The organism is Variovorax sp. GW821-FHT09D05, assembly GCF_059416325.1.
In genome coordinates, this window is sequence record NZ_JBWKOZ010000002.1 from 630,966 (window position 1) to 646,587 (window position 15,622).

15 protein-coding genes are annotated in these 15,622 nt (G+C 68.2%); 7 read left to right on the top strand and 8 right to left on the bottom strand.

The window, feature by feature from the left end:
- The first annotated feature begins 20 nt into the window (after positions 1–20).
- The 4 genes from speD to AC07O3_RS07585 are packed head-to-tail and all read left to right on the top strand — an operon-like array spanning position 21 to position 3,126.
- Complete coding sequence (speD, locus tag AC07O3_RS07570) at positions 21–401, top strand: adenosylmethionine decarboxylase (RefSeq protein WP_093174565.1); 381 nt, start codon at positions 21–23, stop codon at positions 399–401.
- Positions 402–424: 23 nt separating this feature from the next.
- Positions 425–1,138: a nucleotidyltransferase family protein gene (locus tag AC07O3_RS07575; protein WP_495339012.1), complete on the top strand. Its 714-nt coding sequence runs from the start codon at positions 425–427 to the stop codon at positions 1,136–1,138.
- Positions 1,135–2,538: an aminopeptidase P N-terminal domain-containing protein gene (locus AC07O3_RS07580; RefSeq protein WP_093174567.1), complete on the top strand. Its 1,404-nt coding sequence runs from the start codon at positions 1,135–1,137 to the stop codon at positions 2,536–2,538. The genes AC07O3_RS07575 and AC07O3_RS07580 overlap by 4 nt, the downstream gene beginning before the upstream one ends.
- A 12-nt stretch (positions 2,539–2,550) precedes the next feature.
- Positions 2,551–3,126, top strand: a complete 576-nt coding sequence (locus AC07O3_RS07585; RefSeq protein WP_093076394.1) for a hypothetical protein — start codon at positions 2,551–2,553, stop codon at positions 3,124–3,126.
- Here the strand turns inward: AC07O3_RS07585 and AC07O3_RS07590 are convergent.
- Both AC07O3_RS07590 and AC07O3_RS07595 read right to left on the bottom strand, forming a co-directional pair.
- The gene (locus tag AC07O3_RS07590) at positions 3,080–4,078 is read right to left on the bottom strand and encodes a LysR family transcriptional regulator (RefSeq protein ID WP_093076653.1); all 999 of its coding nucleotides are present in this window, start codon (positions 4,076–4,078) and stop codon (positions 3,080–3,082) included. The two genes, AC07O3_RS07585 and AC07O3_RS07590, sit on opposite strands and share 47 nt — an antisense overlap.
- A gap of 56 nt (positions 4,079–4,134) precedes the next feature.
- Positions 4,135–6,132 carry a phosphatase PAP2 family protein gene (locus AC07O3_RS07595; protein ID WP_495338973.1) on the bottom strand — a complete coding sequence of 666 codons (1,998 nt, stop codon included), beginning with the start codon at positions 6,130–6,132 and terminating at the stop codon, positions 4,135–4,137.
- Between the two features lie 171 nt (positions 6,133–6,303).
- Between AC07O3_RS07595 and AC07O3_RS07600 the strand changes: the two genes are divergently transcribed.
- Entirely contained in the window at positions 6,304–6,504 is a 201-nt protein-coding gene (locus AC07O3_RS07600; protein WP_495338974.1) for a response regulator transcription factor, read from the top strand.
- A gap of 110 nt (positions 6,505–6,614) precedes the next feature.
- Complete coding sequence (locus AC07O3_RS07605) at positions 6,615–7,739, top strand: hypothetical protein (protein ID WP_093055055.1); 1,125 nt, start codon at positions 6,615–6,617, stop codon at positions 7,737–7,739.
- Here the strand turns inward: AC07O3_RS07605 and AC07O3_RS07610 are convergent, their stop codons facing one another.
- On the bottom strand, positions 7,740–8,117 hold the full coding sequence (locus AC07O3_RS07610; RefSeq protein ID WP_495338975.1) for an ATP-binding protein: 378 nt from the start codon (positions 8,115–8,117) through the stop codon (positions 7,740–7,742).
- 115 nt (positions 8,118–8,232) lie between these two features.
- On the opposite strand from AC07O3_RS07610, the gene AC07O3_RS07615 reads away from it, so the two are divergent.
- Complete coding sequence (locus AC07O3_RS07615; RefSeq protein ID WP_495338976.1) at positions 8,233–9,300, top strand: aldo/keto reductase; 1,068 nt, start codon at positions 8,233–8,235, stop codon at positions 9,298–9,300.
- Positions 9,301–9,384: 84 nt separating this feature from the next.
- On the opposite strand, the gene AC07O3_RS07620 is transcribed toward AC07O3_RS07615, so the two are convergent.
- The 5 genes from AC07O3_RS07620 to pbpC form a co-directional block, all read right to left on the bottom strand.
- Positions 9,385–9,744, bottom strand: a complete 360-nt coding sequence (locus AC07O3_RS07620) for a DUF3325 domain-containing protein (RefSeq protein WP_093076403.1) — start codon at positions 9,742–9,744, stop codon at positions 9,385–9,387.
- On the bottom strand, positions 9,741–11,414 hold the full coding sequence (locus AC07O3_RS07625) for a PepSY-associated TM helix domain-containing protein (protein WP_495338977.1): 1,674 nt from the start codon (positions 11,412–11,414) through the stop codon (positions 9,741–9,743). Before AC07O3_RS07625 ends, AC07O3_RS07620 begins: the two co-directional genes overlap by 4 nt.
- On the bottom strand, positions 11,411–11,719 hold the full coding sequence (locus AC07O3_RS07630) for a DUF3649 domain-containing protein (RefSeq protein ID WP_495338978.1): 309 nt from the start codon (positions 11,717–11,719) through the stop codon (positions 11,411–11,413). The genes AC07O3_RS07625 and AC07O3_RS07630 overlap by 4 nt, the downstream gene beginning before the upstream one ends.
- Before the next feature lie 146 nt (positions 11,720–11,865).
- The gene (locus AC07O3_RS07635; RefSeq protein ID WP_495338979.1) at positions 11,866–13,218 is read right to left on the bottom strand and encodes an esterase-like activity of phytase family protein; all 1,353 of its coding nucleotides are present in this window, start codon (positions 13,216–13,218) and stop codon (positions 11,866–11,868) included.
- A 70-nt stretch (positions 13,219–13,288) separates the two neighbouring features.
- On the bottom strand, positions 13,289–15,619 hold the full coding sequence (pbpC, locus tag AC07O3_RS07640; protein WP_495338980.1) for a penicillin-binding protein 1C: 2,331 nt from the start codon (positions 15,617–15,619) through the stop codon (positions 13,289–13,291).
- Positions 15,620–15,622 lie beyond the last annotated feature (3 nt).

Genomic DNA, 15,622 nt, shown 5'->3' on the forward strand with positions numbered 1-15,622 from the left:
GACTGCTAGAGTTGCCACCCATGCATGGGCTGCACCTCACCGCCGACCTTCACGACTGCCAATGCGGCCTTCAATGGCTCACCGACGGCCCCGCCTTGGGGGCGGTCTGCATCAAGGCGGTGTCGGCCGCGGGGCTGCAGGCGGTGGGCAAGATAGTTCACTCCTTTCCTGCCACGCCGCAGGGGCCGGGCGGGGTCACGGCCACGGTGCTGCTGGCCGAATCGCACCTGTGCATCCACACCTGGCCCGAGCAGCGCGGCGTGACGCTCGACGTGTACGTCTGCAACTTCGGCGGCGACCATTCGGCCAAGGCACATGCGCTGATGGAGTGCCTGGTGTCGCTGTTTCAGCCCCTTCATAGCGAACGCAACGAGCTGCAGCGCGGCCGGGTCTCGGCGTGAGCGCGGAGACCTCGGTGCGGGCGATGATCCTGGCCGCCGGGCGCGGCGAGCGGATGCGGCCGCTGACCGACGCCACGCCCAAGCCCCTGCTCGAAGTGCGCGGCAAGCCCCTGATGCAGTGGCCGATGGAGGCGCTGGCGGCCGGCGGCTTCACCGAACTGGTGGTCAACACCGACTGGCTCGGCGCGCAGATTTCTGACCGTTTCGGCCTGAATCCCTTGCTGGATGGGCATATTGCGCTATCAATTTCATACTCCGATGAGGGCCGCGACTTCGGCGGTGCACTCGAAACGGCCGGCGGCATCGTCCGTGCGCTGCCCCTGCTCGGCGACGTGTTCTGGGTCGCGGCCGGCGACGTGTTCGCGCCGGATTTCGCCTTCTCGCAGGCCTCGGTCGACCGTTTCATCGCCAGCGGCAAGCTCGCGCACCTGTGGCTGGTGCCGAACCCGGTGCACAACCTGAAGGGCGATTTCGGCCTCTCGGCGGACGGCCTCGCGCTCAACACCGCGCCCGAGAAGTTCACCTTCTCGACCATCGGCCTCTACCGCGCCGCGCTCTTCGCACCGCCGTACTGCGACATCCCCCCCGGCAACCCGGCCGGCCGCAAAGCCCCATTGGCGCCGATCCTGCGCGCCGCGATGGACAATGAACTCGTGAGCGCCGAGCTCTACACCGGCCCCTGGACCGATGTGGGCACCCCCGAACGACTCGCCCAACTGAACACCACGCCAAGATGACTTCAGCAGCAGCCTCCACGACGACGATCTACGCCGAGCGCCGCGCGCGCCTCGCCTCGCAACTGGGCAAGGATGGCATCGCGATCATCCCGACCGCGCCCGAGCGCCCGCGTAACCGCGACACCGACTTCCTGTACCGCCACGACAGCTACTTCTATTACCTGACCGGCTTCACCGAGCCCAACGCCTGGCTGGTGCTGGCGGGCGACGGCCGCGCCACGCTGTTCTGCGCGCCGAAAGACCTGGAGCGCGAGATCTGGGACGGCTACCGCCTCGGCCCCGACGCGGCGCCCGCGGCACTCGGCGTCGACGAGGCCTTTTCTGTTACCGACCTCGACGCGAAGCTGCCCAAGCTGCTCGAGAACCGCTCGACCGTGTGGTTCCCGTTCGCCATCCACAAGGGCCTGGAGACCCGCATCGACGGCTGGCTGCAGTCGGTGCGCGCCCGCGTGCGCTACGGCGCGCTGTGCCCCGAGGAACAGCGCGACCTGTGCGGCCCGCTCGACGAAATGCGCCTGATCAAGGACGCGCACGAGCAGGACATCATGCGCCGCGCCGCGCAGATCAGCGCCCGTGCGCACATCCGCGCGATGCAGCTGTCGGCCCGCATGCTGCGCGAGGGCAAGGATGCGCGCGAGTACCACCTCGACGCCGAGCTGCTGCATGAATTCCGCCTCGGAGGCTCGCAGTACCCGGCCTACTACTCCATCGTCGCAGCCGGCGCCAATGCCTGCGTGCTGCACTACCGCGCCGATGCGGCGCCGGTGCGCAAGGGCGAGCTGGTGCTGATCGACGCGGGCTGCGAACTCGACGGCTATGCCAGCGACATCACGCGCACCTTTCCGGGCGACGGCAAGTTCAGCGGCCCGCAGCGCGCGCTGTACGACCTGGTGCTGGCCAGCCAGGACGCCGCGGCCGCCGCCACCAAAGCCGGCAACCGCTTCACCGACCCGCACGACGCCGCGGTGAAGGTGCTGGCGCAGGGCATGCTCGACTTCGGCCTGCTCGATGCCAACAAGGTCGGCGGCGTGCAGGACGTGATCGACTCGCGCGCCTACTTCCAGTTCTACATGCACCGCACCGGCCACTGGCTCGGCATGGACGTGCACGACTGCGGCAGCTACGTCGAGCCCACCCAGGTCGGCGAGGTGAGCGAACGGAAAGATCCGCTGTCGAACGAGGTCATCAAGAACCGGCCCAGCCGCATCCTGCATCCCGGCATGGTGCTGACGCTGGAACCCGGCATCTACGTGCGGCCCGCCGACGGCGTGCCGGAGCAGTTCCACAACATCGGCATCCGCATCGAGGACGACGCGATCGTCACGGCCACCGGCTGCGAGCTCATTTCTCGCGGCGTGCCCGTGAAGGCGGACGAGATCGAGGCGCTGATGCGGGCCTGACGCCCGGACGCCATGAACGTCCAGCCGCTGGCCGCCCGCTACGCCATCGAAACGACGCCCGGCGGCGGGCTTCGGGCCGTGGTGCCCGCGCGCAAGCACTGGCTGCTTCTGCTCTTCATGTGCGTGTGGCTGACTGGCTGGTGCTTCGGCGAGTTCACGGCCGCGAACCAGCTGCTGCACCCGAGCCGCCACGACACCGACCGGTGGTTCCTCACGCTCTGGCTCACGGGTTGGACCCTCGGTGGTGCATGGGCATTCTTCTGCGTGCTGTGGCAGGTCTTCGGCCGCGAACTGATTTCGGTCGAAGAAGGGTCGCTGGTTCATCGCGTCGAAATCTGGGGCCTGGGGCGCACGCGCGCCTATGCGGTCCATGCGATTTCGCGCCTGCGGGTCGTCGAGTTCTCGTTCGATATCTTCCGCAATCAACGCGCCGCGATGCCGCCGCTGTTCGGCGCGGGCATGGGACCGATCGCGTTCGACTACGGGCAGCGCACCTTCAGGATCGCGCCTTCGCTCGACGAGGCCGAGGCCCGTTCGCTGGTCACGATTTTGGCCGAGCGGTTGCCGCGCGCTGTGCGCGAGCTGTAGCGGGCCGGCGCGATCGCGGTGCCGACGCGTTCTTGACGGCCCGCTGCGACACCGGCGGCGGCGCATGCCGCGCCTGCAGGAAGTCGATGAACACCCGCAGCTTGCGTGGCATCTGCGCGCGGCTCGGGTAATACAGGTAGAAGCCCGGAAAGGTCGGCCACCAGGGCTCCAGCAGCGGTACCAGCTTGCCGCTTGCAAAGTCGTCGCGCACCGCGCCCTCGAAAGACGTTGCAATGCCCGCGCCCGAGCGTGCGGCCGCCAGCAGCAGGTCGCTGTCGTTGCTGACCAGCGGGCCGGCGAGTTCGACGTCCAGCACGCGCCCGTCCTGCGCGTATTCCCAGCGATAGATGCCGCCCGTGGTCAGGCGGTAGTTCAGGCACTGGTGCTCGCGCAGGTCTTCGGGCGTGCGCGGCAGCTTGCGTCCCTTCAGGTAGCTGGGCGCCGCGTAGGTCACCATGCGCACCGGCCCGCCCACCGGCACGGCGATCACGTCCTGCGCCAGGCTTTCGCCGAGGCGGATGCCGGCGTCGAAGCCACCTTCCACGAGATCGACCATGCGGTTGTCGCAGACGAACTCGAGCGTGATGTCCGGGTAGGCGGCGGCGAACGCGCCGAAGTGCGGAAAGAAGAGCAGCTCGGCCGCCACGCGCGAAACATTCAGGCGCAGCAGGCCGGCCGGCTTGTCGCGCGCCTCGTCGATGCCTTCGACCGCCTGCGCGAGCGCGGCCAGCGCGGGCTGCGCACCTTCGAGAAACTGCTGGCCCAACTCCGTCACGCCGACGCGGCGCGTGGTGCGGTCGAGCAGGCGCACGCCGAGCTTCTGTTCGAGCGTGCGCATGGTCTGCGAGAGGGCCGAGGGCGACACGCCCAGCTCCTGCGCGGCGCGCGTGAAGCTGGCGTGGTGCGCCACGCGGGCGAAGGCGGCAATGGCGGGCAGGAGCTCGGGGGACATGGCGGCCATTATGAAGACTGGCTTCACAAAGAAGCCATGGCCGCCGCGCTGCTAGCTCATGCGTCGAAGCGCACGACGAGTTGCGTTCCCGTATAGGTCGGCGTGACCTTGAAGCCCGGCGCGTTGATGGCCGAGAACCGGCCGGTCAGCGCGCCGCTGCTGATGACCGTGAGCGTGTCGCCTGCGCTGGGCGCAAAGCCGGGCTTGAAGCTCAGGGTCAGCGTTCCGTCCAGCGCGGCCACGCCGGCCACGCTCAGGCGGCCGGCACCATTGCCGCCGAGATTCAGCTGCAGCGTCGTGCCTGCCAGCTGCGTGTAGGCGCCCGCCATCATGACCGCCGAAGGCGCATTGCAGACCAGCGTGCCGCCACCGACGTAGACATTGCCCTTGCCGAAGGCCGCGGCAGCGTCCGCCTGCAGCGTGCCTTCTGCGAGCTGCGTGCCGCCTGCATAGCTGTTGCTGCCGCCGAGCGCGAGCGTGCCGCTGCCCTTCTTGGTGAGCTTGCCGGCGCCGGAGATGTTGTTGCGCCAGCTGTCCAGCGCATTGAAGCCGCCGAGGCTGGCGTCCATGGTCACGACCACGTCGCCGTTGAAGACGCCGTAGCCGTCGGCCGCGTCGAACAGGTTGAGGCGGCCCCAGCCTTCGGGGTCGTCCATCACCGGGTAGCCCGAGGCTACGGCCGTGGTCTTGAGCACTACGCGGCGCTGGGTGGCGTCGAGGTAGGGCAGGCGCGTTTCGAGCAGCACTTCGGCGCCCTTGGGCACCACGGCGGGCTTGGTCGCATCGGCCACCTGCTTGAAGCCGAAGGTCAGGCGGCGCAGGTAGTCGGCCTTGCTCGCGGCGTGGTCGGCGAAGCGGTCGGCCGCTGTGCCTTGCGAATGGGCGAAATTGTTGAAGGCGGTTGCATCGCTCGCGCCCACCGCGGCCATCAGCACGGTCTGCGCCTGTGCGTAGGCCGCGCTCTTGCGCGCGACGTTGGCGCCGGTGGAAAGACTCGCTGTCGCCACGGCCTGCCCGTGCAGTCGCCCACCGACCACGTCCAGCGGCGAATGCATGCCCGCAAGAATCCGGTTCTCTCCGAGTTCGAGGCCGCGCGCCACCATTTCCTGGAAGCGCTGCGGCACGACGTAGGCGGAGGCGATGGCATCGCGCACCGCCTCGGCCGTGTGGCCGCTCACGAAGCCGCCGTCGGTGGCGGGCGTGCCGCTCTTGGCGGGCTCCAGCGCGGGCACCACCTTCACGCTGCTGCTCCAGCGCCAGGGACGCGCGTATTTGTAGAAGCGCTTGGCGGGCTCGGTGGAGCCGTTCTCGCCGATGTTCTTGAGCAGGTCGACCACCGTGCCGAAGGCCGGGTTCGCGGCACCGGCCACGCCCACATCGTTGCCGCCGTCGTTATAGAGCACCGTGGTGGCGTCCGGTGCGATGCCGGTGATGGTGGTGACCTGCTGCGTGGCTGTGCGCCAGGCGTTGGTGAGTGGACCCATGCCGTCGCTGATGCTGTAGCCCTTGCCGCGGCGGTCGTCCAGGTAGGCGGCCAGTTCCTGCGCGCTGGTGCGCGCATTGGTGACGTCGACGACGTACTGGATATTGCTGTTCAACACCCCGCTGTTGAGGATCTTGCCGTCGGTCGCGTCGCCCGGAATGCCGCTCCACGTGGATGCAACGACTGCCGGAAAGCTGCCCTGTGCAGGGGCCGACACGCCTGCATCGACCAGCAGTGTGCTGGGCTGCCAGAAGTCGAGGAAGCCGGCCACCACGCGCACGCCGGCATTGGTTTCCTTGGTCGCGTAGCGCGCATCGCCGCGCTGGTTGGTCGCGACGTTGTCGACGAAGGGCGGTATGGCGACCGCATCGGGCACGGGCGCGGTGTCGGTGAAGCCCAGGTCCTTTGGCGGGCCAGCCACCACGACGGCGGGCGGATTCGTGGTTGCCGGCGGTGTGCCGGTGATGGGGAACGAGGCGCCGCCGTCACCGCCGCCACCGCATGCCGAGAGGCACAGGGCCGCGACGAGGGTGATGACGAAGGGCCGGCTGAAAGACAGAAGGGGCGACATGGCGAAATGGATGGAAAGATTGAAAACGCAAGCGAACCGGACCGGTCGTCCGATGCAGTCCGCGCAATCTATCCACGCAACAAGTCGTTTTTATTAATAATCATCTGGCCGAGTGCGCAGGTAGAGTCCTGAGCCAGTTAACAAGAGCCCGCCCGGGTCATTTCCCAGCCCATGCCCACCATCCTGCCGATCGACGATCGCGCCATGTTCCGCGAGGGCCTGCGCAACGCCGACATCGCGCAGCGGCTGAGCACCACCGAGCGAACCGTGAAGGCGCATATCTCGGCCATCTTCGCCGGGCTCGAGGTGAACAGCCGCATCCAGGCCGTGATCGTGGCCCGCCGTGCCGGGCTCCTGGGCCGCCCTCGCTAGTTTGTGTTATGGCGCTTGCCATTGGCCTTTGGTCCAATGCGCCGCACAAGAGCCCGGCCTAGCATCGAGGCCGATTGTTCCGCCACCACAACACACACCCAGATTTCTACATGCTTGATATTCCGCAAACCAGATTCGACGAGCTCGGAAAGAGCCTCTCCGAGTACTACGAGAAAGAAATGTCGGCAGGTGTGCGCATGCTCCTTGACCGGATGCGCACCAAGGACTGGGGCGTGGTGAGCGCGGCCGTCGTCCAGAAGACCGACCTGGTCGAGCGGACCTGGGATGCCTTCCGCGCCAAGTCGAACGACAGCTTCAGCGTGCCGTTCAAGAAGAAGCTCACCATGCTGCTGGGCGAGTACTGCGGCAACACCGCCGACATGCAGAAGCTGGTGCTCAAGGGCGTTGCCGCCGTGGCCAAGGCGGGGCTGGGCGCCATTCCGGTGCCCGGCGCCAAGTACCTCAAGCAGGTGGTGACTGGCACCGTCAAGCTCGGTGGCCTGATCGTCGGCGAGGCCGAAGGCGGCCTCGACCGCTACCTGCACGGCAAGAGCATCCGTGAGGCCGACGGCGTGATCGCAAAGCGCGGCAACGAGGACGCCGCAGCGCTCTTTCGCGACGACCGCGATGCGATGGCCGCCGCGGAAGCGGCCATGTCGCAGTACAAGCACATCGCCAATCTGATCAATTCCATGCCGGACCAGATCACCGGCCTGAACGACGCCGTGCTCTATCCGGGCGTGGCGGCCAAGGTGCGCATGGCCGCGTCCGACCTGCGCCAGCAGCTCATCAAGATCAACGCCTACGTGGAAGGCATGCAGGTGCGTGCCGAGCGCGTTGCCGAGCTGATGCACAAGGACACCGACCAGATCTCGGAACGCATGGTCGATATCGCCAAGGACGTGGTGTTCAATGCATATCACACGGCCCGCGCGGATGCGCGACAGGTGTTGACGGGCATGAACCCCAAGGGCAAGCCGTACCAGCCCGTCAGCAAGCCGGTGCTCAAGCCGCCGTCGGCGAACGAGGGCGGCGCCACGCAGCTGGCCAACCTGGTCGCCTATGCGCTGGCGCTGGGCAACTACGACGCCTTCGAAATTTCGACGCCCACGCTGGTGTCTTCTTCCAATCCCGCCGTGCCTGTCGGCCGTTCACTCGGCAATGCCGTGGCGCCCATCGGCGGGCAGCCGCCGCGCATCCCGCCACCGGTGCCACCGCGGCCCTGGGTCCGCTGATCAGGCCTCGGAAGGAATGCCGGGGCCGGTGTCCCACACCTCGACGCGAAGGGCATTGCCCGCGCGCCGGCAGCCGACCAGCACGCCACCGTGCTTCGTGTGACGGATGGCGTTGTCGACCAGGTTGCGCAGGATGCGGTCGAGCAGCGCCGTGCCTGCCAGCGTGCAGCGGCGCCAGCGATGCAGGGCCGCGCCGTCTTCTGCGACGCGGTAGCGCCACTCACCCCAGCCACGAGCGGCAGTCAGCGCCGCGTTGGCTGCGGCCCAGGCGACCAGTTGCGCATGCGGCACAACGCGGTACAGCGCTGCGATGACCAGCGCCACTGTGAGCATGACGCCGAGCAGGGCAAAGGGCAGATTGCGCCGCAGTGCGGCCATTCTTGAAGCAGCGCTTCATAAAGCTTGAAGGTGGCACGCCTTTGTTCCACGACGCCCGGCAGGTAACTTTGTCGCCAGGCCAACGCTGCCATCTCACCTCGAAAGGACATTCACCATGAAGCTCGACAACTACCTCACCCTCGGCCGCTCCGGCCTGCGCGTCAGCCCCGTGTCACTGGGCACGATGACCTTCGGCCAGGAATGGGGCTGGGGGGCGGACGCGGGCGAATCGCGCCGCATGTTCGATGCGTACGTGGAGCGCGGCGGCAACTTCATCGACACCGCCAACTTCTATACCAACGGCAGTTCTGAACGGCTGCTGGGCCAGTTCATCGCCGACAGGCGCGAGTCGGTGGTCGTGGCCACTAAGTACTCGCTCAACATGCAGCCAGGCAACCCGAACGCGGGCGGCAACCATCGCCGCAACATGGTCCGCTCGGTGGAGGCCAGCCTGAAGCGCCTGGGCACCGACTACATCGACCTGCTGTACCTGCACATCTGGGACAACCTGACGCCCTTCGAGGAAGTGATGCGCGCCTTCGACGACCTCGTGCGCTCGGGCAAGGTGCTGTACGCGGGCATTTCCGACACGCCGGCCTGGCAGGTCGCGCGCATGCAGACGCTGGCCGAGCTGCGCGGCTGGGCGCCGCTGGTGGCGCTGCAGATCGAATACAGCCTGATCGAGCGCACCGTGGAGCGCGAACTGCTGCCGATGGCACACGAACTCGGGCTGGGCGTGATGGCGTGGTCGCCGCTGGGCAGCGGTGTGCTGTCGGGCAAGTACACGCGCGCCGACCTGGACTATCGCAAGGACCCCGATTCAGGCGTGACGGGCTCGCGCAAGGACGTGGCCGCTGGCAACGGCGCGCTGAACGCCCGCTCGCTCGACATCGCCGGCGTGGTCGCGCAGGTTGCGAAGGAGCAGGGCCGCTCGCCCGCGCAGATCGCGCTGGCGTGGCTGCTGCACCGTAGTGCACCGACGGTGATGCCGATCATCGGCGCGCGCACCTTCGCGCAGTTCGAAGACAACCTCGGCGCCCTCGATGTGGAGCTCGACGGCTCCGTGCTGCAGCGCCTCGATGCGGCCAGCGCCGTGGCGATGGGCTTCCCGCACGACTTCATGGCGCTGCCGATGACGCAGGGCGTGCTCTCGGGCGGCAGCTCGGTGCGGCGCGCAGCATGAAGCAGCGGCTGAAGGTCGCGGTGGTGGCGACGCCGGGCGGTCGGCATGTGGTGATCCCGGCCTCGCGCCACGGCGCGCTGCGCATCACGTGACCGACGCCGCCAGCAGCAAGCTGCACAGCGTGACCGACGCAGCGGCAAATGCGATCCAGTGAAAGCGCCGCGGCGCATAGCTGAGCAGCCCCACCGTGGCCAGCGCGGCTGCCGTGAGCGCGCCCAGCCAGAGCACCCAGCCGATCGTGCTGCCCGCCGCCCGCAGGCTTGCGACCAGCGACAGGCACAGCAGCGCGGCGCCACCCAGTTGCAGCCAGCGCCGCCACGGGCCCGGCGTGCTGCCGCGGCCGAAGACGTCTTCGCTGTGGCGGTCCATCGCGAGGCTCAACGCGCAGAAGCCCGCGAGCGATGCGGCGAACACGAGGCCGAGGAGCAGCGAGTCCGTCGTCATGAACCCTGGCCCGAAGTGGCGAGCGTCGATGGTGGTGGTTGCGTCTTCGCTGCCGCCTGCTTCGCAATCGACTTGCGCCGCTTGCGCTCCACGATCCATGCCGCGCCCGCGAGCCCCAGGCCCAGCGCGATCACGACCAGGTCGAAGCCCGCCACCGAGGTCGGGCCGGTGCGCAGGCTCACGGTCAGCGGCGCGGGGCCGGTGAACGCATTGAGCACCGGCAGCCCCACGAACAGCAGCGCGCCCAGCGCAAGCTGCGCCTGCCACATGCGCAAGGTGGGACGCAGCAGGCCCAGCACGGCAGTCGCGCCCCAGACGATGAAGAACCAACGGATCTCCGCCTCGCCACGCTCGGCCACGTCGACCGGCAGCAGGCGGTTGGCCCAGAAGAAGGCGGCCATCGCGACGGGCAGGCCGGCGATGGCGCCGAGATTCAGTCCGTCGACCAGCCGCAGCCCGAAGCTGACGCGCCCGCCCTGCTTGAGCGTCTTCGCGAACTTCTGCCGCTCCTTCACGGCCCACATCAGAAGCCCCGTCGCAACCATCAGGCAGCCCGCGAGCCCCGAGAGGAAGAACAGCGCGCGCAGCAGCGGATCGCCGAAGCGGCCGATGTGCAGGCCGTAGAGCACGCCGCGCGTCTCGGCCGCCGGCTTGGGCACGTCGCCGAACGCGCCGATCAGCGCGCCGGTCGCGCCGTTGAACTGCATCGACGGCTGGTCGTACGACAGCTGCGGCCCCTCGGCGCGCGTGAGCGAGACCACCGCGTTGGCGTCGTTGGGCTGATGCACCGTGACGCGGCCCACCGCCGCGCCGCCCCAGTGCGCGGAGGCCTGCGCCATCATCGGCGCGATGGGCGCGAGCGGCACCCTGTTGCCCGAGGCCTTGATCTGGTCGCGGCCACCGCCCGGGAAGGCCTCGGAGAAAAAGGCCTGCTCGCCGCCGCGGTCCTTGTAGGCCACCTGCGGGCCCCAGGGCATGTACATGAACATCAGCGTGACGAGGCCCGTGTACGTGATCATCAGGTGATAGGGCAGTGCGAGCACCGCTGTCACGTTGTGCGCATCGAGCCACGAGCGCTGGCCCTTCTTCGGGCGGAAGGTGAAGAAGTCCTTGAAGATGCGCTTGTGCGTGACGATGCCGCTGAAGATCGCCACCAGCATGAACATCGCGCAGAAGCCTACGATCCAGCGTGCCCACAGCGCGGGCATGTAGTGCAGGTCGAAGTGCAGCCGGTAGAAGAATTCGCCGCCGCGCGTGACGCGCGGTGCGCTGACGGCTTCGCCGGTGGCGGGGTCGAGCGAGGCGCGGTCGAAGCGTCGGCGGGGCTTCTCGCCGGGCTTGGCACCAGTAGCTGCTGCTGCGCCGGCCGGTGCGGGCGGCGCGAGGTACAGCACGTCGGTCGACGGCTGGCGCTCATTCGGCAGGTTGATGAACCAGCGCGGGCTGTCCGCGGCGCGTTGCTGCAGGTAGGCCATGGCACTCTCGACGGCCTTGACCGGCGGCACTGCGTTCTGCGCGACTGCATGCAGCTCCGGCTTCATCCAGAACGTGGTCTCGTCCTTGAAATACGAAGCCGTGCCGGCCGCGAACACCATGAACAGCACCCAGCCGACCAGCAGGCCCGACCAGGTGTGCAGCCAGGCCATCGACTGGCGGAAGCCCTCTTTCATGCGGCGCCTCCGGTGGTGCGCATGAGCAGCAGCAACAGCGCAGCCAGCGGCGCCGCGACGATGACCAGGCCGGACCAGGCCCGCAGCGCGGTGCGCGCGGCAAAAACCCACATCACCGCGAACGCGAAGATGGCGAAGGAAGCGAGCGTGCCGGTCATCGCGGCTTCGCTGCGGGCCATGCCGAAGGCGGCGGGCAGGCAGAGCGCGAGCACGGCGGCGAACAGGGCGGCGATGCCATAGCCGCCGAAGATGGCTGCTACTGCGCGAGAGGCCACGCCTAGGCGATAACGAACGCCGATGGTCACGGCGCGCGCCGGACGGCGGGCGGGGTCGTTCGGAGATTCATGAAGAGGGAAAAGGACTGGCGAAGATGAGAATGATACTCATCTGAAGAAAACTTTCCCCCGCCACCCAACCTGCGAGCCGGGGCTTTCGCTCCGGCTATGGCAACTTACTTCGCCTGCAGCAGCGCCCCGACTTCCAGCAGCACCAGCTCGTTGTCATCCGCCTTGTTCGGCTCGCGGCTGCTCGAGAAGGGCAGGTTGTTGTCGTTGCCGACCACGATGTGCGTGGCGTCGACCACGTCGACGTTCTCGATCGTGAAGAAAGGGAACTTGAGCACGCCGTCGTTCAGCGGCTTGCGCGCGAGCTTGTCGGGGTCGGCGATGTTCAGCAGGTCGATGTAGCCGATCTTGCGCACCGGGCCGCCCACGTTCGCGTCGTTCAGCTCGACCTTGTAGACACGCTTGAACTTGGCGATGTCGTGGAAGCAGTCGGTGCGCTTCTGGCCTTCGGGGCAGGCCTTGTCGCTCGTGCCTTCGCCGTTGTCGCGCTCGATGATGAGGCCCGTGGTGCCGTCGATCATGTTGAAGTCGCCGATGGCGTTGCCATTGGCTTCGAGCACGTACTTCCAGTGACGGCCGGTCCACTTCTCGGTGGCCACGTCGAACTCCAGCACGCGCAGCGCTTCCTTGCCTTCGACCTTTTCGTAGTCCTTGGCCTCGGCGTTCCACACCGGGCCTTCGAGCAGCGCATAGAGCTTGCTGCCGTCCTTCGACGAGGCCATGCCTTCGAAACCCTTGGAGCGTTTGATCTGGAAGTCGACCGCGCCACCTGGTGCGCCCGGCGTGGTCACGGCCGGATGGTCGGGCGAGCGCACGACCTTGCCGTCGACCTGCGTGTCGAACACCGCGAGCACCTTGCCCTTCAGGTCGGCCTTGATGAGGAAGGGGCCGAATTCTTCACCGATCCACAGCGCGCCGCCGGCGAACTGAAAGCTCTCGGGGTCGAAGTCGGAGCCCGTCAGGTAGCGCTGCTTGGTGCCTTCGTGGACGATTCGGAAGGGCACCTTCTTGTCGGGGTCGTGCAGGAAGATGGTGTTGATGCGATTGAGCTTGCCGCCCTTGAAGTCCACCTTGTAGTGATTCAGGTAGAGCATGAAGTCGGGCGAGTTGGCCTTGGCGCCCGCACCGTTGTCAGTGAGGATCCAGAAGCTGCCGTCGTCCATCTTCTTGATGCCCGAGTGGCCCTGCAGGGGCTGGCCCTTGAAGGGCACCGACACGCCCGTGCCGCGGCCACCCGACAGGCCTTCGACCGTGCCGACCGCCTCGACGCGCTTGCCGGTCGTGAACTTGCCGCTGACCTGCAGGTCGGCCGGCGCGTCCTTGGGCGCGGCCACAAAGCTTTGCGCAGGCAGCACGGCGTGGCCGGAGAGCGTGGCGGGGAAGGCGGTCTGTGCAGCCGCGGCGCCGCATGCGAGTGCAGCGGCAAGGGCAACGAAGGACAGGGAGACAAGACGTGTCATGAGCAGGAAAGTGTTCAAGTCGAAAACGCGTGACCATGCCGAGGAGGCGTGACGCCGCCATGACATCCCTTCAAGGTGCGATGTCGACCGTCACTTCGCGCGACTCGGCGCGCCCCTGGTCGTCGACCGCACGCAGCACATAACGCCGACCCGACGCCGCGAGGTCAGGCATCCACGTGATGCCTTCGCCGGGCGCGGCGCGGCCGATGAGCGCGTCGTCGGCAAACCAGTAGATCGCCTGCGTGCCCGCAGCGGCTTCGGCGCGCAGCACCAGAGGTTCGGGCTTCTTCACGCGCAGTGTGTGGCGCACGCCACGCAGGGGCGAGGTGATGAGTGGCGCGCTTTCCGGTGCATCGCCTTCCTTTTCGCAGCCGTCGGCCGGTGCGCTCGCGCGCGGCAGGCCGGCCTGGCGGAACAGGCGGCGCATGTCGCTGCCCCATTGCTCCACCACCTGCTGGCGCGCATTCGGTTGCGGGCCGCAGACCACCTTGCCGGTCGTCTCGTCGACCCATACCGCGCGGTGCAGGTTGCTGACCTGGATCGGCGACTTGCCGGCGATGAACCACGTCATGGTGCGCACCGGGCACAGCGCATCGGGGAGGCCGCCCGTCGCAGCGCAGACTTCGACCTGGCGCAAGTCGGGCGGCTGACGCGACGCGACCTCGCCGGGGTCGAGCCGCTCGGCGCGCAGCGCATCGACCATGCGCAGGAACAGCGGCGCTGCCGCATCGACGCCCACCAGCGCGGGGTTGCTGGTGCCGTCGAAGTTGCCCACCCACACCACCAGCACGTGGCGGCCGAACACGCCGGCCGTCCACGCGTCGCGAAAGCCCCAGGACGTGCCCGTCTTCCATGCGATGGCAGGGCGCGCGGGCAGCGTGGTGTCGGGGCGCGGCGTGTGGCGCAGCATGTCGAGCGTGATGAAAGAAGCCTCCTCGCTCAGCAGGCGCAGCGGCTGCGCGGGCCGCTCGTCGGGCGCGGGCTGCGTGTAGCGAATGGGCTGCGAGATGCCGCCGTTGGCCAGCGTCGCGTACATGCCCGCCAGCTCTTCGGGCGTGACCTCGCCACCACCCAGCACGAGTGCAAGGCCGTAGTGCGATTCGCTCTGCAGCTTCTGCACGCCCGCAAGCCGCATGAAGTCGTAGAGCCCCGGCTTCGAGAGCTTGGCGGCCACGGCGACTGCGGGCACGTTGCGGCTGCGGATCAGCGCCTCCTGCGCGGGCAGCGGGCCGACGAAGCGATGGTCGAAGTTCTCGGGCGTGTAGGGGCCGAAGGAGGTAGGCGCATCCTTCAGCATCGTCTTCGGATGCAGGAGCCCCTGGTCGAGCGCCAGCGCGTAGATGAAGGGCTTGAGCGTGGAGCCCGGCGAACGCTTGGCCAGCACGCCGTTGACCTGCCCTGAGATGGCGTCGTTGCGAAAGTCGGCCGAGCCGATCATCACGCGCACCTGCATGGTCGAGGCGTCGAGCAGCAGCGCGCTCGCGTTGGTCATGCCCACGTCGGCATGCGTGCGCAGGTACTGGCCCATCACGCGTTCCAGCGTGGCCTGCATGCGCAGGTCGATGGTGGTGCGCACCTCCTGCACGCCGCGCTCCTGCGCGAGCAGCATGTCGGTGGCGTGCGGCGCGAGAAAGGGCAGGCTGCCGCGCGACTGTGCCGACAGCGCGAGCTGCGCATCGGGCGCGTGCTGCTTCGCGGTCGGGTCGCGCTCGGCCCACAGTGCCCACAGGCGTTCGCGCGCAGATTGCAGCTCGGCATTGCGGCCGCGCTCGGCGATGCGCTTGACGGGGTTCTGCGGAATCACTGCAAGCGTCAGCGCTTCGGGCAGGCTGAGCTTCGCGGCGTCCTTGCGGAAGTAGATGAGGCTCGCGGCCTGCACGCCTTCGATGTTGCCGCCGTAGGGCGCGGTGTTGAGATACGCCTCCAGGATGTCGTGCTTGCTGAAACGCGCCTCCAGCCACAGCGCCGCGAAGATCTGCGCGACCTTGCCGGTAGGCGTACGGCTGTCGATGCCGTAGACGCGGCGCGCGAGCTGCATCGTGAGCGTGGAGCCGCCCTGCCTGCGTTCGCCGCTGGCAATGCGCCAGGCGCTGCGCGCCAGCGCGGCGGGGTTGACGCCGGGGTGCGCATAGAAGCGCCGGTCTTCGTACAGCAGCACCGCGTCGACCAGCGTGGGCGAGATGCGATCGAGCGGCACCCAGAGGCGGTACTGCTCGTCGCCTGCGAGCGTGAGGCGCAGCAGCTCGCCGCCCTGCGCATACACGGCGCGGGAGCTGCCGACGGTTTCGCTCAGCGCCGCATGCGGCCACAGGCGCAGCAGCGCGAGCACGAAGACAGCCGCCAGCGCCCACAGCGCGGGCTTGCGCAGCCTTCTTCCTGCAGACGCGATGCCGATGCGCATGGC